Source organism: Nonomuraea bangladeshensis (assembly GCF_039529455.1).
Lineage (GTDB): Bacteria > Actinomycetota > Actinomycetes > Streptosporangiales > Streptosporangiaceae > Nonomuraea > Nonomuraea bangladeshensis.
In genome coordinates this window covers 232,121-252,941 of the sequence record NZ_BAAAMV010000004.1, presented here as the reverse complement: position 1 = coordinate 252,941, position 20,821 = coordinate 232,121, and the positions used below count along the sequence as shown (strand labels likewise).

General features: G+C 72.3%; 20 protein-coding genes. 11 read left to right on the top strand and 9 right to left on the bottom strand.

Annotated elements, in window-relative coordinates:
- Positions 1-5 precede the first annotated feature (5 nt).
- Positions 6-1,283, bottom strand: coding sequence for an MFS transporter (locus ABD292_RS12985; protein ID WP_344207401.1), 1,278 nt, complete (start codon positions 1,281-1,283; stop codon positions 6-8).
- Between the two features lie 90 nt (positions 1,284-1,373).
- Positions 1,374-1,748, bottom strand: coding sequence for a hypothetical protein (locus tag ABD292_RS12980; RefSeq protein ID WP_344207400.1), 375 nt, complete (start codon positions 1,746-1,748; stop codon positions 1,374-1,376).
- A 58-nt stretch (positions 1,749-1,806) separates the two neighbouring features.
- On the opposite strand from ABD292_RS12980, the gene ABD292_RS12975 reads away from it, so the two are divergent.
- From ABD292_RS12975 to ABD292_RS12965, 3 genes are all read left to right on the top strand, one after another.
- Positions 1,807-2,130, top strand: coding sequence for a hypothetical protein (locus tag ABD292_RS12975; protein WP_344207399.1), 324 nt, complete (start codon positions 1,807-1,809; stop codon positions 2,128-2,130).
- Positions 2,131-2,218: 88 nt separating this feature from the next.
- Positions 2,219-2,860 carry a hypothetical protein gene (locus ABD292_RS12970; RefSeq protein ID WP_344207398.1) on the top strand — a complete coding sequence of 214 codons (642 nt, stop codon included), beginning with the start codon at positions 2,219-2,221 and terminating at the stop codon, positions 2,858-2,860.
- Entirely contained in the window at positions 2,857-3,207 is a 351-nt protein-coding gene (locus tag ABD292_RS12965; RefSeq protein ID WP_344207397.1) for a transcriptional regulator, read from the top strand. The genes ABD292_RS12970 and ABD292_RS12965 overlap by 4 nt, the downstream gene beginning before the upstream one ends.
- Before the next feature lie 10 nt (positions 3,208-3,217).
- Here the strand turns inward: ABD292_RS12965 and ABD292_RS12960 are convergent, their stop codons facing one another.
- Positions 3,218-3,403 carry a hypothetical protein gene (locus ABD292_RS12960; RefSeq protein WP_344207395.1) on the bottom strand — a complete coding sequence of 62 codons (186 nt, stop codon included), beginning with the start codon at positions 3,401-3,403 and terminating at the stop codon, positions 3,218-3,220.
- A 19-nt stretch (positions 3,404-3,422) separates the two neighbouring features.
- Positions 3,423-3,833 (bottom strand): DUF4267 domain-containing protein, encoded by a 411-nt coding sequence (locus tag ABD292_RS12955; protein ID WP_344207394.1) that lies wholly within the window; start codon positions 3,831-3,833, stop codon positions 3,423-3,425.
- A 110-nt stretch (positions 3,834-3,943) separates the two neighbouring features.
- Between ABD292_RS12955 and ABD292_RS12950 the strand changes: the two genes are divergently transcribed.
- On the top strand, positions 3,944-7,153 hold the full coding sequence (locus tag ABD292_RS12950) for an ATP-binding protein (protein WP_344207392.1): 3,210 nt from the start codon (positions 3,944-3,946) through the stop codon (positions 7,151-7,153).
- On the opposite strand, the gene ABD292_RS12945 is transcribed toward ABD292_RS12950, so the two are convergent.
- Positions 7,150-7,530 carry a VOC family protein gene (locus tag ABD292_RS12945; RefSeq protein WP_344207391.1) on the bottom strand — a complete coding sequence of 127 codons (381 nt, stop codon included), beginning with the start codon at positions 7,528-7,530 and terminating at the stop codon, positions 7,150-7,152. The two genes, ABD292_RS12950 and ABD292_RS12945, sit on opposite strands and share 4 nt — an antisense overlap.
- A gap of 92 nt (positions 7,531-7,622) precedes the next feature.
- Between ABD292_RS12945 and ABD292_RS12940 the strand changes: the two genes are divergently transcribed.
- From ABD292_RS12940 to ABD292_RS12930, 3 genes are all read left to right on the top strand, one after another.
- On the top strand, positions 7,623-8,612 hold the full coding sequence (locus ABD292_RS12940; protein WP_344207390.1) for a helix-turn-helix transcriptional regulator: 990 nt from the start codon (positions 7,623-7,625) through the stop codon (positions 8,610-8,612).
- A gap of 197 nt (positions 8,613-8,809) precedes the next feature.
- On the top strand, positions 8,810-9,283 hold the full coding sequence (locus ABD292_RS12935) for a papain-like cysteine protease family protein (RefSeq protein WP_344207389.1): 474 nt from the start codon (positions 8,810-8,812) through the stop codon (positions 9,281-9,283).
- Positions 9,283-10,032 carry a hypothetical protein gene (locus ABD292_RS12930; RefSeq protein ID WP_344207388.1) on the top strand — a complete coding sequence of 250 codons (750 nt, stop codon included), beginning with the start codon at positions 9,283-9,285 and terminating at the stop codon, positions 10,030-10,032. The genes ABD292_RS12935 and ABD292_RS12930 overlap by 1 nt, the downstream gene beginning before the upstream one ends.
- Positions 10,033-10,334: 302 nt before the next feature.
- Here the strand turns inward: ABD292_RS12930 and ABD292_RS12925 are convergent, their stop codons facing one another.
- Genes ABD292_RS12925 through ABD292_RS12910 form a run of 4 tightly spaced genes read right to left on the bottom strand, consistent with a single transcriptional unit; the run spans position 10,335 to position 14,430 of the window.
- Positions 10,335-11,096, bottom strand: a complete 762-nt coding sequence (locus ABD292_RS12925) for an SDR family NAD(P)-dependent oxidoreductase (RefSeq protein ID WP_344207387.1) — start codon at positions 11,094-11,096, stop codon at positions 10,335-10,337.
- Positions 11,093-11,935, bottom strand: a complete 843-nt coding sequence (locus ABD292_RS12920) for an amidohydrolase family protein (RefSeq protein WP_344207386.1) — start codon at positions 11,933-11,935, stop codon at positions 11,093-11,095. Before ABD292_RS12920 ends, ABD292_RS12925 begins: the two co-directional genes overlap by 4 nt.
- Entirely contained in the window at positions 11,925-13,106 is a 1,182-nt protein-coding gene (locus ABD292_RS12915) for a mandelate racemase/muconate lactonizing enzyme family protein (protein WP_344207385.1), read from the bottom strand. The genes ABD292_RS12920 and ABD292_RS12915 overlap by 11 nt, the downstream gene beginning before the upstream one ends.
- A complete protein-coding gene (locus ABD292_RS12910; protein ID WP_344207384.1) occupies positions 13,093-14,430 on the bottom strand; it encodes an aspartate aminotransferase family protein in 1,338 nt (445 codons plus the stop codon). Before ABD292_RS12910 ends, ABD292_RS12915 begins: the two co-directional genes overlap by 14 nt.
- Before the next feature lie 161 nt (positions 14,431-14,591).
- Between ABD292_RS12910 and ABD292_RS12905 the strand changes: the two genes are divergently transcribed.
- The 4 genes from ABD292_RS12905 (at position 14,592) to ABD292_RS12890 (ending at position 20,812) form a co-directional block, all read left to right on the top strand.
- A complete protein-coding gene (locus ABD292_RS12905; RefSeq protein WP_344207383.1) occupies positions 14,592-15,389 on the top strand; it encodes an IclR family transcriptional regulator in 798 nt (265 codons plus the stop codon).
- 175 nt (positions 15,390-15,564) lie between these two features.
- Positions 15,565-17,514, top strand: coding sequence for a hypothetical protein (locus ABD292_RS12900; RefSeq protein WP_344207382.1), 1,950 nt, complete (start codon positions 15,565-15,567; stop codon positions 17,512-17,514).
- A 10-nt stretch (positions 17,515-17,524) separates the two neighbouring features.
- Complete coding sequence (locus ABD292_RS12895) at positions 17,525-19,591, top strand: hypothetical protein (protein WP_344207381.1); 2,067 nt, start codon at positions 17,525-17,527, stop codon at positions 19,589-19,591.
- Positions 19,592-20,812: a Gfo/Idh/MocA family protein gene (locus tag ABD292_RS12890; protein ID WP_344207380.1), complete on the top strand. Its 1,221-nt coding sequence runs from the start codon at positions 19,592-19,594 to the stop codon at positions 20,810-20,812. It abuts the gene before it with no gap.
- Positions 20,813-20,821 lie beyond the last annotated feature (9 nt).

Below are 20,821 nucleotides of genomic sequence, written 5' to 3'. Positions count from 1 at the left end.
GCCCGTCAGCCGGCGCGCGGCGCCATGCCGTCGGCTTCGGCCGCGGGGATCTCTCCGGTGAAGTGACGCAGCTGCGGGCTGAGCGCCGCCACGGCGGCGGCCAGGCCGAGCAGCCCGCCCAGGACGACGAGCGACGCCGCGCCGCCCAGCGCCGCGGCCAGCGTCCCGCCGAGGACCGGCCCGAGGGGCTTGAGCGCCATCCCGCTCATGCTCAGGACCGCGCCCATCCGGCCGAGCATCGTCTCCGGCACCATGCGGGCGATCACCACGTTCAGCACCACGTTCAGCGAGGGCGTCGACAAGGTGATGAACACCAGCGGGACCATCGGCCACCACTTCCCCCACGGCAGCGCCGTGGCCGCCACCGCCGCGCCGAAGACCGCCACGACGGCCGACACCAGCCTGCCGGGCGGCAGGAGCCTGCTGATGCGGCCCGACAGCAGCGCGCCGGCCAGTCCACCGATGCCGAGACCGGCCAGGACCGTGCCGGTGACACGCGCGTCGCCGCCGCGTTCGCCGACGAGCACGATCAGCGGGATGAGGAACGCGCCGCCCAGCAGGTTGAGCACCATCACCGCCGCGGTGGCCTCCCGCAGGCCGTGCCGGCGCCACAGCCACGCGACGGCCTCGGCCGCCTCCCTGCCCATGCCCCGCCGCTCCTCGCCGTCGTCCCGCTCCGAGGTCCGCGGCTCGTCCGCCGGGCGGCGCGGCACCTTCGCCAGGGCGTAGAAGAGCGTGGCGGCGAGGAAGGTGACGGTGTCGACGAGGAAGGGCACCGCCCGCCCCAGGCCGTACAACAATCCGCCAAGCGGCGGGCCGATCAGCCCGGCCGCGTGGGTGCGGGCCTCCTCCTGCGCGTACGCGGTGTGCAGCTGGCCCGGGGGGACGATGCCGCGGATCGCCGTGTCCTGGAGGGGACCGACGAACGCGGCGCACAGCCCGTCCAGCACCGCCAGCGTGACGAACTGCCAGACCTGTACGTGACCGGTGACGACGAGCCCCGTCAGCAGCGCGGAGACGACCGCCTGGAGACCCTGCGCGGTGATGAGCGTGCGGCGGCGGTCCCACCGGTCCACCCAGACGCCGGCCGGGATCTGGACCGCGAGGGAGGCGACGGTACGGGCCCCTGCGACGACGCCCGCCAGGCCGGGCGAGCCGGTGAGCGCCAGCACCAGCAGCGGCATGGCGAGCCTGGTGAGCTCCGACCCCAGCTCGGAGACCGCGCTGCCGACCCACAGCAGTTGAAAACGCGCGTTCTTGCGCAGGGGGACGATGTCGGTCACGAAGCGGCTTCCATGTCGGACGCGGGACGGCGAGGGCCACCGGCCGGGACATCGTACATCTGCCTGAGGGCGAAACTCTCCGGGCCGAGATCAGCGGCGGGTGAGCTCTTCCCGGTAGCCGGGGATGTCCTCGACCCGGTAGTAGACGGGCAGGCCGCGCTCGGTGGCGATGCGGACGTCCTGGTCGGCGCCGCTGGACTCGCCCGGCAGCCGCAGGACCGCGTCGCAGTGCCGCAGCAGCCGCTCCGCCGTGGGGTACATGATCTGCTCGGCCACGGGGTCGGCGGGGCCGGTGCCGCCCGCGCCGCGCAGCACGGGCAGGGCCACCCACTCCCCGATCATCGGGACGTGCCCGCTGCGGAACACGGGCCACGCCGCCTCCTCCAGGCGGGCCAGGTTGCGGGCCATCAGTTCGGGGTCGTCGCCCGTACCTGAACGGTAGGGGCCGGCAATCAGAATCATCACGGTTCGGGACTATAGTACGAATGACTCGGAATTAACAAGATGAAACACGCAGAGGTTGGTGCACGTTTTTGCATGGTCTCCTGTCCTGTCGCCGGAGGTGCGGGCGGCGTTGTTCCGCGGCCTGGCCACGATCCCCGGCGTGAGCTTCACCGAGAACGTCGTGGACGCCGACGGCAGGCGGGGGGTCGCGTTCAGCCACACCGGCGCGCGGGCCCGCTACGACCTGATCCTCGACCCCGTCGACTTCCGCTTCCTCGGCACGTACGGCGTCCAGACCACGAAGTACGACCACCCCTCCTCGTCCGCCATCGAGGCGGGCACGCCCCTCACGCTGACGGCCCGGCTGGACGCCAAGGTGGTGGACGGCCCCGGCCAGAGATGACCCTTCCGCCGTTGCCGAGTTCGCCGCCGGCGGGCTAGTGTCTGCGATGCAGACAAGTCTGCGACACCGACATCCTGGGGGTCTCACGATGGAGCACTCGTACGACGCCGCCGATCGCCTGCTCGGCGAGGTCAGAGTCCTGCGGGGCCGCGCTCGCGCCGACCGGCACGCCTTCGGCTACCCCCTGGTGCTCTTCGGCGGCCTCACCGCGTTCCTGGCGGTTCTCCAGACGATCGACGGCGCGCTCCGTTTCCCGCCGGGAGGAGACCTCGCCCATCTCCTCCCGAGGGAGTTCGTGGACATGGTGTGGGTGTCCGGGCTGATCGCCGGGACAGGGCTGACCGTGTGGCACTACCACCGCCACGGCTACCGCAAGGGCATCCAGACGGCGGTACGCCGGCCGGGCGTGCTGGGCGGCCTCGCCGCGGCCGTCCCCCTGCTGTCGCTCCTGCTTCCCTTCGACGGCGCCCCCTTCTACCTGCTGGTCATCGGCCTCGGCCTGATCGCCCTGGCCTGCGTCGAACACAGCGGGCACCTGTGGGTCGTCGTCGGGCTCTACGCGGCGGCGGTCGTCCCGGCCGTGGCGAGCGACGGCGTCCACCTGTACGAGCGGCTGCTCGAACGGTCCGGACTGGACGGCCTCCTCGGCGCGCGCGAGATCGCTCTGCTGCTCCCGGCCGCCGTGCTCCTCGTGGCCGGCCTGCGCGCCCTGCGGAAGGCCCGTCCGTGACCCACCCCACCGGACGCCTGAGCGACGTCGTCCACCAGCGTCACCGGCTCGGCATCCTCGCCATCGCCGACGAGGCGGCCAGGGTGGAGTTCACCTACCTCCACGACGTGCTCGAACTGACCAGGGGAAACCTCAACCGGCACCTCGCCGTCCTGGAGGAGGCCGGCCTGATCGTGCTGGAGAAGGGGTACGACGGGCGGCGCCCCAAGACCTGGATCGTCATCACCGGCGAAGGCAGGGCCGCGCTGTCGGCCGAACTCACCGCACTCGAGGAGCTGATCCGCCGCCACGGCCGGGAGCGTGGCCCGGCCCCGCCACCGGTTCACCCGAGCAGCCCGCTCGGCTGAGCGGTCACCGTCATATCCCCGCCCGCCGGGCGTACCGCACGAGCGCCGCCACGTCCCCGGCGTCCGCGGCCTCCACCACGGCCGCCACCGGCTGCCTCACGGTGAGGTTCCACGCGGTGGCCGCCTGCTCGAAGCCGTCGTCGCCGGGCAGGAGCACGCGCCCCTTGAGTACACCGCGTACATCGTTGATTGTCATGGTCGTCTTCCATCCGGGTTCAGGCGGACCGCAGAGCGGGCGCGGCCGTGCGGGTCTCGCGCAGCACCAGCAGGCCGTTGACCGCCATCAGCGTCGCGGTCAGGGCGTGGACGCCGAGCGCGGTGGCCACGGAGCCGTGGTGGGCCAGCACGATGGTCATGTCGCCGTACGCGGCGAAGGACTCCACCAGCAGCACCCATCCCAGCGCCCGGCGGTGGCCCGTCACCAGCAGGACGCCCAGGACCAGGGCCAGGACGACGTCCCGGACCCCCTTGACGACCAGGAAGCCGCCGCCGTCGCCGGACGGCCAGCTCGGCAGGCCGAACCCCGGCGCCACCGTCTCTGGACGCAGGATGAAGTCCATCCCGAACCAGAGGATGAAGAGGATGAAAGCGGTGGTCAGGACGGTGTTGATGTTCTTCAGTGACATCGTTCTTCTCCTGTGAGGTCGGACCAGGCGGTGTGGTGTTCAGGCTGCTCCCGGATGTTTGGAGGGGACTTGGAGCCGGTTTGGAGCTGTCCCCGTACGATGTGCGGATCATGGTCTTCATCCGCGTGCTGGGCTCGTTCGCGGCCGAGGTGGACGGCGCGGCCGTTCACCTCGGCGGGCCGCGGCAGCGGGCCGTGCTGGCGATGCTGGTGGCGGCGCGCGGGCAGGTCGTGCCGGTCGACCGGATGATCGAGGACCTGTGGCGCGGTGAGCCGCCCGGGCGGGCACTGATGTCCCTGCAGGCGTACGTGTCCAACCTGCGCCGGCTGCTGGAGCCCGGCCGCCCGCCGCGCACGTCGGCCCGGCTGCTGGTGAGCGCGTCGCCGGGCTACGCGCTGCGGCTGCCGCCCGAGGCGGTGGACGCGTGGCGGTTCGAGCACCTGCTCGACGAGGCCCGGGCGGTCACCGACCCGCGTGCCGCCCGGTCCCTGCTCGCCGAGGCGTTGGGGCTGTGGCAGGGGCCGGCGTTCGCCGAGGTCGCCGACGAGCCGTGGGCCGCCGCCGAGACGGCCCGGCTGAACGAGCTGCGCCTGGTCGCCACCGAGCTGCACGTCGCGGCGGGTCTGCGGATCGGCGAGGCCGCCGCGGTGGTCCCTGAGGCCGAGCGGCTCACCCGCGACGAGCCGCTGCGCGAGGAGGGCTGGCGGCTGCACGCCCTGGCCCTGTGGAGCAGCGGCCGCCAGGCCGACGCGCTGGCGACGCTCCGCCGCGCCCGCGGCGTCTTCGCCGAGGAGCTCGGGCTCGACCCCGGCCCGGAGCTGACGGCGCTGGAGGAGGCGATCCTCACCCAGCGCACGGACGTCCTGCGCGCGACCGTGCCCCCGCCCCCACCGCCCCCGCCACCACTGGCCCAGATCGCCGAGGCGCCGTTCGTCGGACGTGAGGCGGAGCTGTCGGCGCTGGTCACGGCCGCCGCCGAGGCCGCCGCCGACGGCGCCCGCATCGCCCTGGTCACCGGCGAGGCCGGGCTCGGCAAGTCGACGCTGCTGGAACACCTGGGCAGGCGGCTCGAACGTGACGGCTGGCTGGTCGCCGTCGGCCACTGCCCCGAGGTCGACGGCGCGCCGCCCGCGTGGGCGTGGACCGAGGCGCTGAGCGCCGTCGCCGCCGCCTCGCCACCGGGCGCGTTCGCCGGCGACCTCGCGCCGCTGCTCACCGACACCGAGCCGGTGCACGCCGACGCCACCGCGGGACGCTTCCGCCTGCGCCAGGCCGTGTGGAGATGGCTCGCGGCGGTCGCCGCGCGGCGACCGGTCGCCGTCGTGCTGGACGACCTGCACTGGGCGGACGCCGCCACGCTGGAGCTGCTCGGCGGCGGCCTCGGCCTGCGGGCCCCGATCCTGGTCGTCGCCGCGTACCGGGCGGACGAGAGCGGGCACCTCACCGAGACGCTGGCCTCCCTCGCCCGCGCCACGCCGCTGCGCCTGGCGCTGACGGGGCTGAACGACGCGGCCGTGGCGCAGCTCGTACGGACCGAGTGCGAGGCCGACGAGGAGACCGTGGCGGGGATCGCAGAACGCACCGGCGGCAACCCGTTCTACGTGCGCGAGAGCGCCCGGCTGCTGAACGGCGAAGGCGCGCTGGTCGCGCTCTCCGAGGTCCCGGAAGGCGTACGTGACGTCCTGCGCCGCCGGCTCGCGCGCCTGCCCGAAGGAGGCGTGTCCATCCTCCGGCTGGCCGCGGTCGCCGGCCGGGAGAGCTCGGTGGACGTCCTCGTGAAAGCCGCCGGCACCGACGAGGACGGCGTGATGGACGCGCTGGACGCGGGCGTCATCGCCGGGCTGCTGAACGAGCCCGCCCCCGGACGCGTCCGCTTCGTCCACGCCCTCGTCAGGGACACGCTCATCGCCGACCTCAGCCGCCTGCGTGCCGCCCGCATGCACGCCAGGATCGCCGCCGCGCTCGAAGGCGGCGACGACGTCGCGGCGCTGGCCCACCACTACGCGCGCGCCGGCTCGCCGAAGGCCGTCGGCTACTGCGTCCAGGCCGCCGAGCTCGCCGAGGCCCGCTACGCCCACGACGTGGCGGCCGCCCTCCTCACCGACGCCGTCGCCAACGCGACAGGACCGGACGAACGCGTCGAGCTGCTCGGCAGGCTGCTGCGCGCGCAGATCCGGGCGGGAGCCGTCGCGGCCGCCCGCGAGACCCGCCGTGAGGCGGTCGAGTACGCCGAGTCCCTGGGCCGCGACGACCTGATGATCGCCGCGTTCACCGCGTGGACGGAGCCGACCCCTTGGCAGGCCCGCATGTACGGCACGGTGGACCGGCCCGTCGTCGACCGCCTGAGCCGCCTGCTGAAGCGCGACCTGACCCCCGCGGTGCGGTGCCGGCTCCTGATCGCGTACGTGGACGAGCTGGCCGGCGAGGACGACCCGGCCGTTCTGGACGCGGCGCGGGAGGCGCTCGACCTCGCCACCGGACCCCGGCTGCGGGCCGCGGCGCTCCAGAGCCTGGCCCGGGTCCACGGCGACGCCGAGCTCTGCCGCGAGCTCGTGGCCATCGGCGCCGAGCACGACCTGCCCGTCTACCGCGTCACCGGGCTGATCAACCTGGCCGCCGTCGCCGCCGCGGCCAACGACCCGGTGACCATGCGCCAGGCGGCCACCGAGGCCCTGGAACTCGCCCGCGCCTACCGGATGCCCGGGGCGATCCCCGTCGCCGAGATCACGCTGGCGACCCTGGCGCTCGTCGAAGGCCGGTTCTCCGACGCCGAGCGCCTCTACGTGCAGGCCGACGAGGGCATGCGGCGCGCCGGCTCGGTGCACGCCACGGGCTTCCTCCCCCTCGCCCTGGCCACGATCTGGTTGAACGACGGCACGCTCGGCGCGCACCTGGACGACGTACGCGCCCTGCACGCCACGCTCGGCGGCGCCATGACCTCCGACCTGCTCGCGCTCGCCCTCCACGAGGGCGGCCTGGACGCCGAAGCCCGCGAGGTCCGCGCCTCAGCCGGCCCGATCCGCCCCGACTTCTTCTTCACCTTCCTCACGACGGTGCGCGCGATGGCCGTCGTCGCCCTGGGGGATCGCGACGCCGCCGAGGAGGTCTACGCGGCGCTGCTCCCGCACCGCGACGGCCCCCCGGCGGGCGCCGCGAACCTGGCGGTGGCGCTGCGCCCGGTCGCCCACACCCTGGGCGAGCTGGCCCTCCTCCTGGGCCGCGCCGAGGCCACGGCCCACTTCGCCGAGGCCGCCGCGATCGCCGAGCGGTGGAACGCCCCCCACTGGGCCGCCGAGGCCCGCTCGCGGACGGCCATCTAGCCTCTGCCCGCGACAGGGGTGAAGAAGTTGACGAGGTTCCCGTCGGGGTCGCGGAACAGCAACGACCGGTTGCCCCACGGCATCGTCGTGGGCTCGTTGACGAAGTCCGCCACGAAGCCGGTCAGGTTCCGGTGGACGCCGTCCACGTCGTCGACCAGGAACTCGATGATCACGCTGTGATTGTCGGCCGGGCGGGCGGAGCCGGGCGCGAACAGCGGAACCGTACGGGTGCCGGCGATCGCGAGGGTGGCCGAGGCGGTCGTGAGTTCGGCGAAGTCCTCGGTGGCCCAGCTCGCCCGCACCCCGGTGACGCGCTCGTAGAAGCCGACGAGCCGGGCCACGTCGCCGGTGATGATGCGGATCGAGACGAAGTTCATGAGGTCCTCTCAGGGTGGGTCGATGCTGCTGAGCCGACGCTACGGGCAATACTGGACAGAAACCGCCCGATATTCGTCTGACATCGAGGAACATGTCCCGACCCACTGCCCGTGTGCTCGCCCTGCTGGAGCTCCTGCAGGCGGGAGGCGTACGGACCGTCGCGGAGCTCGCCGACCGGCTCGGGGTCGACGAGCGCACTGTGCGGCGCTACGCCGCCCACCTCGTCGACCTCGACGTGCCCGTCGAGTCCGTCCGCGGCCGCTACGGCGGCTACCGGCTGGCCCCCGGCTACCGCATGCCGCCCCTCATGCTGACCGACGACGAAGCGCTCGCCGTGCTGCTCGGGCTGGTCGCCGGCCGGCGGGCCGGCCTGATGACGGCCATGGGCACGGCGGGCGAGACGGCCGCGGCCAAGATCCGGCGGGTGCTGCCGGCGCCGCTGGCCCGCAGACTCGACGCCGTGCTCGGCTCCCTCGCCTTCACGACTCCGCCCGGCGAGCAGCCGGCCGCCCCTGAGAGCGGGGTCCTGCTCGCGATCGCCGACGCGATCAGCCATCACCGGCCGATCTCGATCAGGTACGTCGCGGCCGACGGCAGGCGCAGCGAACGCACGCTGCACCCGTACGGGCTCGTGACCCATGCGGGCAGGTGGTACGTGACGGGCGCGGATCCGGCGATCGGCGAGGACCGGACGTTCAGGCTGGACCGCATCACCGGCGCGAAGACCCTGCCGGGCGTGTTCGAGCCACCCGCCGGGCTCGACCCGGCGCGACGCGTGCTCACCGGACTCGCCACCGCCCCCTACCGGTACGAGGTGACCCTGCTGGTCCAGGGGACGGCCGAGCAGATCCACACCTGGCTGCCGCCCGGCATCGCGATCGTGGGAGAGCCGGACGCCGGCGGCTGGTCCCGCGTCGAGCTGCGGGCGGAACGGCTCGACTGGCTGCCCGGCGTCCTCGCGTCGCTGGACCTGCCGTTCGCCGTCGAGCGGCCGGACGCGCTGCGCGACCTCATCGCCGAGCACGCCGACCGGCTCCTGCGATCGGCCCTCCGTATTTATACGCACTGCGAGGGTGATTAGTACGCGGAACGACGCTGCGCGGCTTCGTACATTGTCCAGGGTCCGGACAACGACAATCGAAAGGAGGAAGCGTGCCAAGAAACGCGTTGCGCGCCTCAGCCGCACTCATCGCGGCCGGAGCATTTCTGACCGGCCTCACCGCCCCGGCTTCGGCGAGCACGAGAAGCACGTCCACGAGCCGCGTTCTCTACATCACCATGCAGCACCAGGAGAACAGCAAATGGTGCTGGGCCGCGACGGGCGTCACCATCGCCGGTTATCACGGCGCCTGGCTGTCCCAGAACCAGTTCTGCAACCTGGCGAACGACTACCCCGTCAACGATGTCTGCCCCAACGCCGCCGGCAGCGCCGCCCTGGTCAAGCATGCCCTGGACCGGCTCGGCTTCTACCGGTCAGGTGACGATCTGCACAACCCGATCAGCTACGCCGCGGTGAAGACGCAGATCGACGTGGAACGCCCGTTCTACGCCGGAATTCGCTGGGCCGCCGGCGGCGGGCACGCCCTGGTGGTCTACGGATATGACGACGCGGACGGCGGCCAGATCATGTTCGGCAATCCGGGGCAGAATCCGCCGCGTTACCGCATCAAGCCGTACAGCTATTTCGTCAGCAACGACACCTACACCTGGACCAGAACGCTCGACAACATCGTGAGGACGAAACAGCCGTGATGAAGAAAGCGATTGCGGCGGCGGTCACCGCCGTCGCCGGCCTGGTCTTTCTGGCCGGCGGGACCGCGGCGGCCGATTCCGGTCACCTGACCGGCACTCCCTCGGCCGCCGACCTGCAGCACGCGCACACGGCCGCGGCCACGCCGCAACTCCTCGCCCGCCTGGCCGTCCTGAAGTTCCCGGACAGCCGGTCGGAGATCCAGGGCCAGGCGTCCATCGGGGAGAAGGCCATCCCGGTCTACGCGATCACCCCTGAGTTCGCCCGCGGCGAGGCGGGCGCCCCGGTCGGCCGGCTCTCCTACGTGGCGATCCCCGTCCGGACCGGAGACGGCACCCCGGCGACCGTCGCCATGACGAACGACGGCGGCTGGCGGCTGTCGGAGATCGCCTCCGGCACGCCGGAGGAGCAGGTCGCGGCCCAGCTGGGCGCCGACGCCTCACTGCTCTACGAGCCGCAGATCGACGGCTGGTACGAGCTCCGCGGCGACCAGGTCCGGCTGCTCGACACCTCGGCCGCCGCCGAGACCGCGCCCAGGGTCTACCGCCTGGCCGACTACCAGGCCCTGCTCGTCAGCCGGTACGCCGACAAGCAGGCCGGCTCCGACTACGACCGGCAGGGCCTGGCCGGCGGGTACGGGCCCGAACGCCCGCACGGCCTCGCCCCGATGGGGATGGTGGCCGTGGTCGTGGCGCTGGCCGGAGCCTCGCTCGCCGGAGCCCGCCTCCTGCGCCGGGCACGCCCGGCCTGATCGAAGGTGTACGCCGTGAACCCTCATGGTTCACGGCGTACACCGTGAGGACCCCCAACCCAGATCGCGGACACCGCGCAAGCCGTCCTGGTGACCGAGGGCGCCGCAGCCGTGACCATGCGGCGGATGGCCGCCTACAAGCACTTCCCCGAGCAACCGGGTCCCGGACGGCCCACGGGAGGCGCGGGTGCTCAGCCTCCTGACGGACTTCCTGGACTTCGCCCGGGGACAGCCGCTTCTGTACACGTTCCTACGCCCGCCCTCTGGAAGGCGGCTGATTCGAGCCCCGACGACGCCGCGGGTCAGGAACCGGGTCGCAACGAGTTCCGGTACGGCGGCATGAACCGCGTCCGCGGCATCTGGTCGGCCAGCACGCCGCCGTCCACGACCAGGGTGGCGCCGGTGACGTAGCGGGCCGACTCCGAGGCCAGGTACGCGACAGCACCGGCCACGTCGTCCGGCCTGCCGTACCCGCCGCGCAGCGGGATGCGCTCCTCCCACGCCGCCTCGAAGGCCGCGCGGTCGAAGGGGAAGTCGCCGTCGATCGGGGTGGCGATCATGCCGGGCGCCACGGCGTTGACGGTGATGCCATGGGCGCCCAGCTCGGCGGCGAGCGAGCGGGTGATCAGCTCCAGGGCGCCCTTGGAGGCGTTGTAGTGGGCCAGCCCGGCTTCGGCCATGAGGCCGTTCTTGGAGGAGACGTTGACGATCCGCCCCCGCACGCCGTCCGCGATCATGTGCTCGGCCACCCGCTGCGCCAGGAAGAACGGCGCGTCGCAGTTGACCCGCATGACGGCCTGCCAGCCGGCCACGGTGATCTCGTTGAAGTGTTCGAGGCGGGCCACCCCGGCGTTGTTGACCAGGACGTGGATCGGCCCGTGGTCGCGGCGGACCGCGTCGGCCAGCCCGGCCAGGCCCTCGGTGTCGGCCAGGTCGAAGCCGTAGTCGCAGCCCGCGCCCGGCCGGTCGACGGTGACCACCCGGTGGCCGTCGGCCGTCAGGCGCGCGGCGATGGCCGCACCGAGGCCCCTGGCGGCCCCGGTGACCACGGCCAGTCCGGTCATGACAGCCCCAGCAGGTCGAGCGACGGGCGGTGGATCAGCTTCTCGATCTCCTCCTGGTCCAGGGGCGGCAGGCCGGGGATGCCGGGGACGGCGCCGACGGCCCGCAGCCCCTCCACCGAGGCGTCCACCGTGGTGAAGGGGTAGTCGCTGCCGAACAGGAGCTTGCCCCACACCCCGTAGTCCTGGGCCAGGCGCAGGCTGTGCCAGAGCTGGAAGGGGCGGTAGTGCAGGGCGGAGACGTCGGCGTAGACGTGGCGGTGCTTGCGAATCACCGCGATGCACTCACCCTCGTACGGGTGGCCGAGGTGGGCCAGGACCATGCGCAGCTCCGGATGCCTGATGGCGACCTCGTCCAGGTGCACCGGCAGCGCGTAGCGCAGGGGCGCGGCCGAGACGAACGTGGTCCCGGTGTGCACGAGCAGCGGCAGGCCGTGGCGGGCGGCGTAGGCGTACAGGTCGTCCAGCTCGGGCGCGGCCGGGTCGAAACCGGCGTACATCGGCATGAGCTTGATGCCGCGCAGCCCAAGGTCGCGGTGGCCGTGTTCCAGCTCGTCGCGCCAGCTGGGCTGGGTGGGGTCGAGCGACAGGTAGCCGATGAGCCGGTCGGGGTGCTCGCCCGCGTAGGCGGCCACGGCGGCGTCGTCCACCCACAGGCCCGAGCGCCTGGCCTTGCCGCCCACCACGACGGTACGGGTGCCGGCGGGCGAGGTGGCGGCGTAGTCCGCCCAGCGCACGGTCAGGTCGACGTGACCGCCGTGCGCGCGGGCGGACTCGGCCGCGAACGGGTCGCCGACGTCGTCCGGGCAGGTGAAAAGATGGGAGTGGACGTCAACGATCACGCTTCTCCCAGCCCTCCTTGAACATGTTCCAGAACCGGTGGGACGGCGGGTGCTCGGCGAAGACCTCGTCGGCCAGCTCGACGCCGAGCCCTGGCCGCTCCGGCAGGCCGACATGACCGTCGATCACGGGCAGGACGCCCTTCAGCGCGTCGAAGACGTACGGCTCCAGCATGCCGTCGAACGTCTCCAGGACGAGCAGGTTCGGCATGCCGAGCACGGCGTGCACGGAGGCCGTGGTGCACAGCGGGGAGTTGGAGTTGTGCGGGGCGACGAGCATGGCGTGCACGTCGGCCTGCGCGGCCAGCTTCCTGATCTCGGTGAACCCGCCGGCCATCGACAGGTCGGGCTGGATGATGTCGACCGCGCCGGTGGCGAACAGCCGGGCGTACTCGTAGCGGTTGTGGAAGTGCTCGCCGCCGGAGATGGGCATGGAGGCGCGGGCGCGCAGCTCGGCGTAGCGCTCGATGTGCGTCCACGGCAGTGGCTCCTCGAACCAGCCGAGGTCGTACGGCTCCAGTTCGCGCACGAGCCGGACGGCGGTCGGCATCGCGAACCGGGCGTGCCCCTCGACGAACAGGTCGAGGTCGGGCACGGCTTCGCGGACGGCCGCGACGATGTCGACCGAGAGCCGCAGCTCGGCCCGGGACAGCTCGCCCAGACCGGCGCCGAACGGGTCGAACTTCAGCCCGGTGTAGCCGCGGGCGGCGACCTCCTTGGCCTTGGCCGCGAACACCTGCGGGTCGCGCTCGCCGGTGTACCAGCCGTTGGCGTAGACCCGTACGGAGTCGCGGCAGGCGCCGCCGGTCAGCCGGTAGGCGGGCACGCCCAGCGCCTTGCCCATGATGTCGTAGAGCGCTTGGTCGACGCCGGAGACGACGATGCCGCCGACGTCGCCGCCGCGCAGGAAGTCGCCCTGGTACATCCGCAGCCAGATCTCCTCGACGTCGAAGGGGTCGGCGCCGATCAGGTGGCGCTGCGCCATGGCCTCGGTCAGCGAGCAGGTCTCCCGGCCCCGGTAGGGGTGGGTGATCTCGCCGATGCCGCTCAGCCCTTCGTCGGTGTGGATGCGCACGTAGGAGAAGTCGCGCCAGGCGGTGCCCAGCGAGAGGGTCTCGACGCGGCTGATCCGGCCGGCGGGGCCGGCCGGGCGGCTGGTGTCAACGGTGAGCATCGGCGCCGCCCATCGTGCTGGCGTCGGTCAGGTCGAGTACGTCGCCGCGGGCGAGCCTGGCCGCGGTGGCGGCCGCCTCCAGCAGGTGGTCGGCGTCGGCGTCGGTGTGGGCGTAGGAGACGTGGCTGCGCTTGAGGTTCAGTGGCAGCTCGAAGACGCCGTGCTCCAGCAGCCGGCGGCGGTACCCGATGAACATGTTGGCATCATTGCGCAGCAGGTCGTCGTAGGTGCGGGCGGGTCCGGTCATGAAGTAGCCGACGAAGACCGAGCCGTACCCGCTGACCAGCGCCGGGATGTCCAGCGAGGCGAAGACCTCGGCCAGGCCGGTCCTGATCCGCTCGCCGAGGCGGAAGACGTGCTCGTGCACCGGCTCCTCGCGCAGCTTGCGCAGCGTGGCCAGGGCGGCCGCCACGACGGCGGGGTGGCCGTTGTAGGTGCCGGCGAAGAAGGCGGGGCCGCCGGGCCGCGAGCTGAACAGCTCCATGAGATCGGCGCGGCCTCCGAGCGCGCCCACGGGGTAGCCGTTCGCGATCGCCTTGCCCATGGTGGTGAGGTCGGGGGTGATCCCGCAGATCGCCTGCCAGCCGCCCAGGTGGTGGCGGAAGCCGGTGATGACCTCGTCGAAGATCAGCACGCTGCCCGCCCTGGTGCACTCGGCGCGGAGCGTCTGCAGGAACTCCTGCTCGGGCAGCAGGCAGCCGACGTTGTGCGGCACCGGCTCCAGGATGACGGCGGCGATGTCGTCGCCGTGCTCGGCGAACGCCCGGCGTACCGCCTCGGGGTCGTTGAACGGCAGGACCAGCGTGGCCTGCAGCACCTCGGGCAGGATGCCGGTCGAGATCGGGTCGTGCGTGCCGACCTTCTCCGGCGCGGAGATCACGTTGAGGCTGACCGCGTCGTGCCAGCCGTGATAGCAGCCCTGGAACTTCACCACGAGCCGGCGGCCGGTCGCGGCTCTGGCCACGCGCAGAGCGTGGAAGGTGGCCTCGCTGCCGGTGCTGGTCAGGAGCACCTTCTCCACGCTCGGCACGAGCTCGGCCAGCGTCTCGGCGAGTTCGACCTCGCCGGCGGTGACGCCGACGCCGCACAGGTCCACCGTACGGCCGGCCTCGGCGACGGCCGCGCCGACGTCGGGGTCGTTGTGGCCGAGCAGCGGCGGGCCGAAGGCGGCGTGGTAGTCGACGAACTCCCGTCCTTGCGAGTCGCGGAAGCGGGCGCCGGCGGCATGGGTGATCACCAGGTCGGTGAGCCCGGGGATGCTGCGCTGCCCGCTGTTCACGCCGCCGGGGATGACCTGGCGTGCGCGCTCGGCTAGGTGCTTCAAATCTCTCTCCTCCGACGCGCCTCCCGGCCCGGCCCGGCCGGGGAAGCGCTGATGATCCGCCACAAATTCCGAACAGTGTTTGGCAAGACCGAACAGATGAGGGAGATTGAAACACGAGAATGGGTGGGGGTCAACGATGAATTCCGCTAAGCTGTTCGGCTGTGACGAACACTGCTGCTGAGGAATCGAGATATTGGGTCCGCAGCGTCGCCCGCGCCGCCGAGGTGCTGGAGGTCCTGTCCCGCGTGGGGCCGGGTGGCGGCATGAGCGTGACCGAGGTCGCCGCGGCCTGCGGGCTGAGCAAGAGCGCCGCCTTCGCCACCCTCTACACGCTGCGCGGCTACAGCCTGGTCGCCGACGACGGCGAGGGCATGAACCGCCGCTACCGGCTGGGCATGGCGCTGGCCAGGCTGGGTGCCAGGGCCCAGGAGCAGCTCTCGCTGCGCGACGTGGCCCGTCCCGCGCTGGTCAAGCTCACCGAGCGCACCGGGATGAACTCCAGGCTCGCGGTGCCCGAGGCCGGCCAGGCGGTCGTCGTCGACCAGGTGAGCAACGGCGAGCGCATCCAGGTCGACCTGCGGATGGGCACCAGGGAGCCGCCCCACTGCACCGGGCTGGGCAAGGCGCTGCTGGCCGAGATGAGCGACGAGGAGGTCGCCAGGGTCGTCGGCCACGTCGGCCTGCCACGCCGCACCAGCAACACGATCACCGAGCTGCCGTTGCTGCTGGCCCACCTGAAGACGGTCAGGGAGCTCGGCTACGCGGTCGACGACGAGGAGGACGCCGACGGCATCTTCTGCATCGGCAGCGCGCTGCGCGACCACACCGGCGCCTGCGTGGGCGCGATCAGCATCACCTCGCTCAAGCGCGACCTGCCCGCCTGGCGCTACCAGGAGCTCGGCCGGGAGGTGAGAGAGACCGCGGCGACGATCTCCCGAGGTCTCGGCCATCCCACGTGACGGCTTGACAGACCCGCCCCCCACTGTCTAGCGTCCTCGCCAATCGTTTCGGGCGAAGATCCGACTCCGAGCGCCGCGGCCCCGGCGCCGGACGTCTGGGCCGCAGCACCGCCGCCTGCCCGCCTTCGCACGTCGCCCGGCCTTCCATCACCCCGTTCCCCGAAGGCCTCCCCCCATGAACCATGTAGCCGACGTCGCGCGCCTTCTCGCGCTCGACGTCTCCCGACTCGCCGACGGCACGCTGCTGCGTGTCGTGGGCTATCACCGCGCCGGTGACGGCGGCGGCAAGCTCGTCCGCTGGGACGCCGCCTCCACCGCGCCCGCCAACGGCGGCACCGTGCTCGGCTCCGCGCCCAAGGGCCGCTGGATCCAGTTGCACGACGGCTGTCTCGACTTCCGCGCCTTCGGCGTCTTCGACGACAAGACGCCTGCGGACGCCGCCCTGGAGGCCATGGTCGGCGATCCGGCCGTGACCAGGATCGAGGCTCACACCGACCTCAACTTCGTCAAGCGCCACAAGTTCCAGCGCTCCGGTCTGGTGCTCGACTTCGGCGGCCACACCATGACCACCGCCGGCATCGAGAAGAACTCCCACGACAACCCCTTCGGCGCGGTCCTGTTCTTCCAGGGCGAGCGGACCGGGACCACCGTCACCGGCACGCTCACGGCCACGATCCCCGACCTGGCCGACGTCTTCGAGGTCGACTCCCGGCAGTTCCGGGTCGGCCAGTGGTGGGCCGTGGAGGTCGACGCGCTGGCCGGCACGTACGAGCGCGAGCTCCAGCGACTGGTCCAGATCACCCAGGTCGTCGACGGCCGGCACGTCCGGGTCAACTACAAGAACGGCTGGGAGCTGGCCGCCGGCCGTACGCTGACCTGGACGCTGATCCGGCCGGTCGAGCGCGTGCACGTGCGCGACCTGCGCTTCGAGGCGGCCCCGGGCGGCGACGAGTACACCGGCTCGCACCCGATCGCCTACGAGTACGCCGTCCACTGCGACGTCGAGGACGTGCACGCCACCGGCAGCTTCTGGCCGGTGATCATGCGACGCTGGTGCACCCACTTCCGCACCGAGCGCTGCAGCCTGAAGAACCCCCCGACCGTCATGTACGGCGGAGCCGGCTACCTGACCCAGCAGATCTACTGCCTGTACGGCCACGTCGCCGACTGCACCACCTCCAACGTCCGCCATCTCAACGACTTCACCGCCAGCGCCTACTGCACGGTCGAGAACTGCCACGGCGACGGCGACGACGAGGGCGGCAACCCCTTCACCACCCACGGCCAGTACGAGCACGACCTGGTCTTCACCGGCAACTCCGGCCTCATGGACATCGCCAACAGCGGCGCCCTCTGGGGCACCAGCGCCAAGCGGATCACCGTGCGCAAGCACCTGTGCTCGTGGTTCGTCGCCGGAACGAAGATCACCGACCTGACGCTGGAGGACGTCCGGGTGATCCCGCGCTCGACGTTCGACCCGGCGGGAACGCTCCAAGTGAACGCCGACGGCCTGCACATGCGCGGCTGCTCGGCGAAGACCGTCGCGATCGGCCAGCGCTCCGACCGCTCCGGACGGCCCAACGTCATCGAAGGCTGCTCCTTCGACCTGCCCCAGGGCCAGGTGCTGGTGCAGACGCCGGTGAGCAACGCGCTGCACTTCAAGGAGTGCGTCCTCACCGGTCTCGACGGCGCCACCCTGCGCGGCTCCGGCGCCCTGCGCTTCACCGGCTGCGTCCTGAGCGGATCGGGCAAGGTCTCGGTGGGCTCGGCCGACGTCGTGATCAGCGGCGGCCGGCTCGACGGCGTGCAGATCGAGCTGAGCGCCGTACGCGACCAGCGGCTGCGCCTGGAGGGCGTCACGCTGGAGAACGCCTCGCTCGCCCGGGCCGCCGGTCCGGGCGTCCTGACCTGGGAACTGGCCGCCTGCACGGCCACCGCCACCCGCGTCGGGCTGTCCACGGGCGACAACCGCTTCCGCGCCACCGGCTCCCGGTTCACCGGCGGCCGGCTCGACCTGACCGCCGCCACCGTCCTGGTGCACACCGGCTGCACCGAGGAGGGCGTCGAGCGTGCCTTCCCACCCGCCGGCCCCCGCGTCCTCATCGCCGACACCCTCGCACTGTAAGGAACCCCCCATGGAACGTCGTGACATCCTGCGCGTCACCGGTTTAGCGGCTGTCGGCACCGTCCTGATGGCCAAGCCCGCGCTCGCCGAGCCGGACAAGAAGCCCAAGGACGAGGTGCACGCGGTCGCCACCGTCGCCGAGCTGCTCGCCTTCGAGGCCGCCAAACTGGCGGACGGAACGCTGGCGCAGGTCGCGGGCTATCTCAAGCCGGGTGACGGCGGCGGCAAGCTCGTCCGCTGGGACGCCGCCTCCACCGCGCCCGCCAACGGCGGCACCGTGCTCGGCTCCGCGCCCAAGGGCCGCTGGATCCAGTTGCACGACGGCTGCCTCGACTTCCGCGCCTTCGGCGTCTTCGACGACAAGACGCCCGCCGACGCCGCCCTGGAGGCCATGGTCGGCGATCCGGCCGTGACCAGGATCGAGGCTCACACCGACCTCAACTTCGTCAAGCGCCACAAGTTCCAGCGCTCCGGCCTGGTGCTCGACTTCGGCGGCCACACCATGCGCACCGTCGGCATCGAGAAGGCGGGCCAGGACGACCCCTTCGCGGCGGTCATGTTCTTCCGCGGCAAGGTCACCGCCACCACGGTCAGCCACAAGCTGAGCGCCGCGGTGCCCGACCTGTCGGACGTCTTCGAGGTCGCCGACTCCGGCGCCTTCAAGGTCGGGCAGTGGTGGAGCGCCGAGGTCAACGCGCTGTCCGGCCGCTGGGAGCGCGAGCTGCAGAAACTGGTCGAGGTCACCCAGATCGTCGACGGCACGCACATCAGGGTCAACTACAAGAACGGCTGGGAGCTGGCCGCCGGCCGCACGATCACCTGGACCCTGGTCGAGCCGGTCGAGCGCGTGCACGTGCGCAACCTGCGCTTCGAGGGTGTCGCGGACGGCGACCAGTACACCGGCTCGCACCCGCTGGCCTACGAGTACGCCGTCCACTGCGACGTCGAGGGCATCCACGGCACGGGCACGTTCTGGCCGCTGGTCATGCGGCGCTGGGCCACCCACTTCCGCACCGAGCGCTGCACCCTGAAGAACCCCGCCAGCGTGACCTGGGGCGGGGCCGGCTACCTGACCCAGCAGATCTACTGCCTGTACGGCCACGTCCGCGACTGCCACACGGCCAACGCCCGCCACCTGAACGACTTCACCGCCAGCGCCTACTGCTACGTGGAGAACTGCCACGGCGACGGCGACGACCAGGGCCCGTTCGTCACCCACGGCCAGTACGAGCACGACCTGACCTACACCGGCAACTCCGGCCTGATGACCTTCGCCAACTCCGGCGCGGCCTGGGGCTCGGCGGCCAAGCGGATCACGGTGCGCAAGCACGTCTGCTCGTGGTTCGTGGCCCGGGTGAAGGTCACCGACCTGACGCTGGAGGACCTCCAGGTCATCGGCAAGCCGTCGCTGGAGGGCTCGGGCATGATCTGGGTCAACGCCGACGGCGTGCAGATGCGCGGCTGCTCGGCCAGCCACACGCTGATCGTCTCCCAGCAGTCGAAGTTGTCGCGCCGGCCCAACCTCATCGAGGGCTGCGTCTTCACCGTCCCGGCCAAGAGCGAGATCGTCCAAGCGAACGTGACCGCGCCGCTGCACGTCAGCCGCACCACGTTCCACGGCCTGAACGGCAACGCCTTCAACGGCGCCGACCTGCGCCTGTCCGGCTCGACGCTGAACGGCGCCGAGGGCGCGGCCCCGCTGGTCCTGGCCGGTGCGGTGTCGCTGACCGGCTGCACGGTGAAGGGCGTGGGCCTGGCCGCCGCCGGCAAGGCCGACCAGCGCATCCGCCTCGACGGCGGCACCGAGCTGGCCGAGGCCGGGCTGTCGCGGGTGGAGGCCGCCGGGCTCGTCTCCTGGCAGCTCGCCGGGGTCCGCAGCCAGAACGCCGGAGCCCACGTCCAGCTCGACTCCGGCAGAAACCGTTACGCGGCGACGGGCTGCCAGTTCGGCGGCGGCCGGCTGTCGATCAAGGCCTTCGAGGTGGTCCAGCACACGGGCAACGTCGAGGAAGGCGTGGCCAGGGAGCTGCCGGCCGACGGCCCGAAGGTCCTCACATCAGGAAATTTGGTGATTTAGGTGCGAAAGATAACGCTGGCGGTCGCGGGGGCGGGCAACCGGGGGCAGACCTACGCCTCCTGGATCGCCGCGCACCCCGATCGCGCGGAGCTGGTCGCCGTGGCCGACCCCGACCCCGCACGCCGGGCCAGGCTGGCCGGCCCCGGCGTGCGCGAGTTCGGCGACTGGCGCGACCTGCTGCGCGAGCGGGTGGCCGACGCCGTCGTCCTGGCCACCCAGGACCGCCTGCACGTCGAGCCCGCCATCGCCCTGGCGCGGGCGGGCTACGCGCTGCTCGTCGAGAAGCCCATGGCGCCGACCGAGGAGGAATGCCGCGAGATCGTGTCGGCCGTCGGCGAGACCGGCGTGCTGCTCGCCGTCTGCCACGTGCTGCGCTACACGCCCTACACCGCGCTGGTGAAGCAGACCGTGGACAGCGGCGTGCTCGGCGAGGTCATGAGCGTCGAGCACCTGGAGCCGGTCGGCTGGTGGCACCAGGCGCACTCCTACGTGCGCGGCCCCTGGCGCAGCGAGCGCCTGGCCAGCCCGATGCTGCTGGCCAAGTCCTCCCACGACCTCGACTGGCTGACCTACGTCACCGGGCTCAGGATCGAGCAGGTCGCCAGCTTCGGCTCGCTCGGCCACTTCAGGCCCGAACGGCGCCCGGCGCAGGCCGCCGACCGCTGCCTCGACTGCGTCCTGGAGCCCGGGTGCCCGTACTCGGCTCCCCGCCTGTATCTCAACCGCGGCTACGACTGGCCGACCAGCGTCCTCGGCGACAACGAGGAGCAGGTCATGGACGCCCTGCGCACCGGCCCGTACGGCAGGTGCGTCTACGCCTGCGACAACGACGTGGTCGACCACCAGGTGCTGGCCATGCAGCTGACCGGCGGCGCGACCGCGACGTTCACCATGACCGCCTTCACCGAGCAGACCCACCGCCAGACCAGGATCTTCGGCACCCACGGCCGGCTGGTCGGCGACGGCGAGTCGGTCGAGGTCCTCGACTTCCGCGACGGCCGCAGCAGCCGGCGCAGCGTCGCCGGGACCGGCTCGAACGCCGGCGACGGCCACGGCGGCGGCGACGACGGCGTGATGGACGCCTTCGTCACCGCGCTGGCCACCGGCGACCCCGCACACGTGCGCTCGGGCCCCACCGAGTCGCTCCACAGCCACCTCGCGGTCTTCGCCGCCGAGAAGGCCCGGCACAGCGGCACGGTCGTCACCGTGCCCGCATCCTAGGAAGGAACC

Bases quoted from the DNA above. Each gene is read 5' to 3' on its own strand.
- ABD292_RS12970 (WP_344207398.1), top strand. From the start codon at position 2,219: ATGGAGCACTCGTACGACGCCGCCGATCGCCTGCTCGGCGAGGTCAGA.
- ABD292_RS12960 (WP_344207395.1), bottom strand. From the start codon at position 3,403: ATGACAATCAACGATGTACGCGGTGTACTCAAGGGGCGCGTGCTCCTG.
- ABD292_RS12955 (WP_344207394.1), bottom strand. From the start codon at position 3,833: ATGTCACTGAAGAACATCAACACCGTCCTGACCACCGCTTTCATCCTC.
- ABD292_RS12950 (WP_344207392.1), top strand. From the start codon at position 3,944: ATGGTCTTCATCCGCGTGCTGGGCTCGTTCGCGGCCGAGGTGGACGGC.
- ABD292_RS12945 (WP_344207391.1), bottom strand. From the start codon at position 7,530: ATGAACTTCGTCTCGATCCGCATCATCACCGGCGACGTGGCCCGGCTC.
- ABD292_RS12940 (WP_344207390.1), top strand. From the start codon at position 7,623: ATGTCCCGACCCACTGCCCGTGTGCTCGCCCTGCTGGAGCTCCTGCAG.
- ABD292_RS12935 (WP_344207389.1), top strand. From the start codon at position 8,810: ATGCAGCACCAGGAGAACAGCAAATGGTGCTGGGCCGCGACGGGCGTC.
- ABD292_RS12930 (WP_344207388.1), top strand. From the start codon at position 9,283: ATGAAGAAAGCGATTGCGGCGGCGGTCACCGCCGTCGCCGGCCTGGTC.
- ABD292_RS12925 (WP_344207387.1), bottom strand. From the start codon at position 11,096: ATGACCGGACTGGCCGTGGTCACCGGGGCCGCCAGGGGCCTCGGTGCG.
- ABD292_RS12915 (WP_344207385.1), bottom strand. From the start codon at position 13,106: ATGCTCACCGTTGACACCAGCCGCCCGGCCGGCCCCGCCGGCCGGATC.
- ABD292_RS12900 (WP_344207382.1), top strand. From the start codon at position 15,565: ATGAACCATGTAGCCGACGTCGCGCGCCTTCTCGCGCTCGACGTCTCC.
- ABD292_RS12895 (WP_344207381.1), top strand. From the start codon at position 17,525: ATGGAACGTCGTGACATCCTGCGCGTCACCGGTTTAGCGGCTGTCGGC.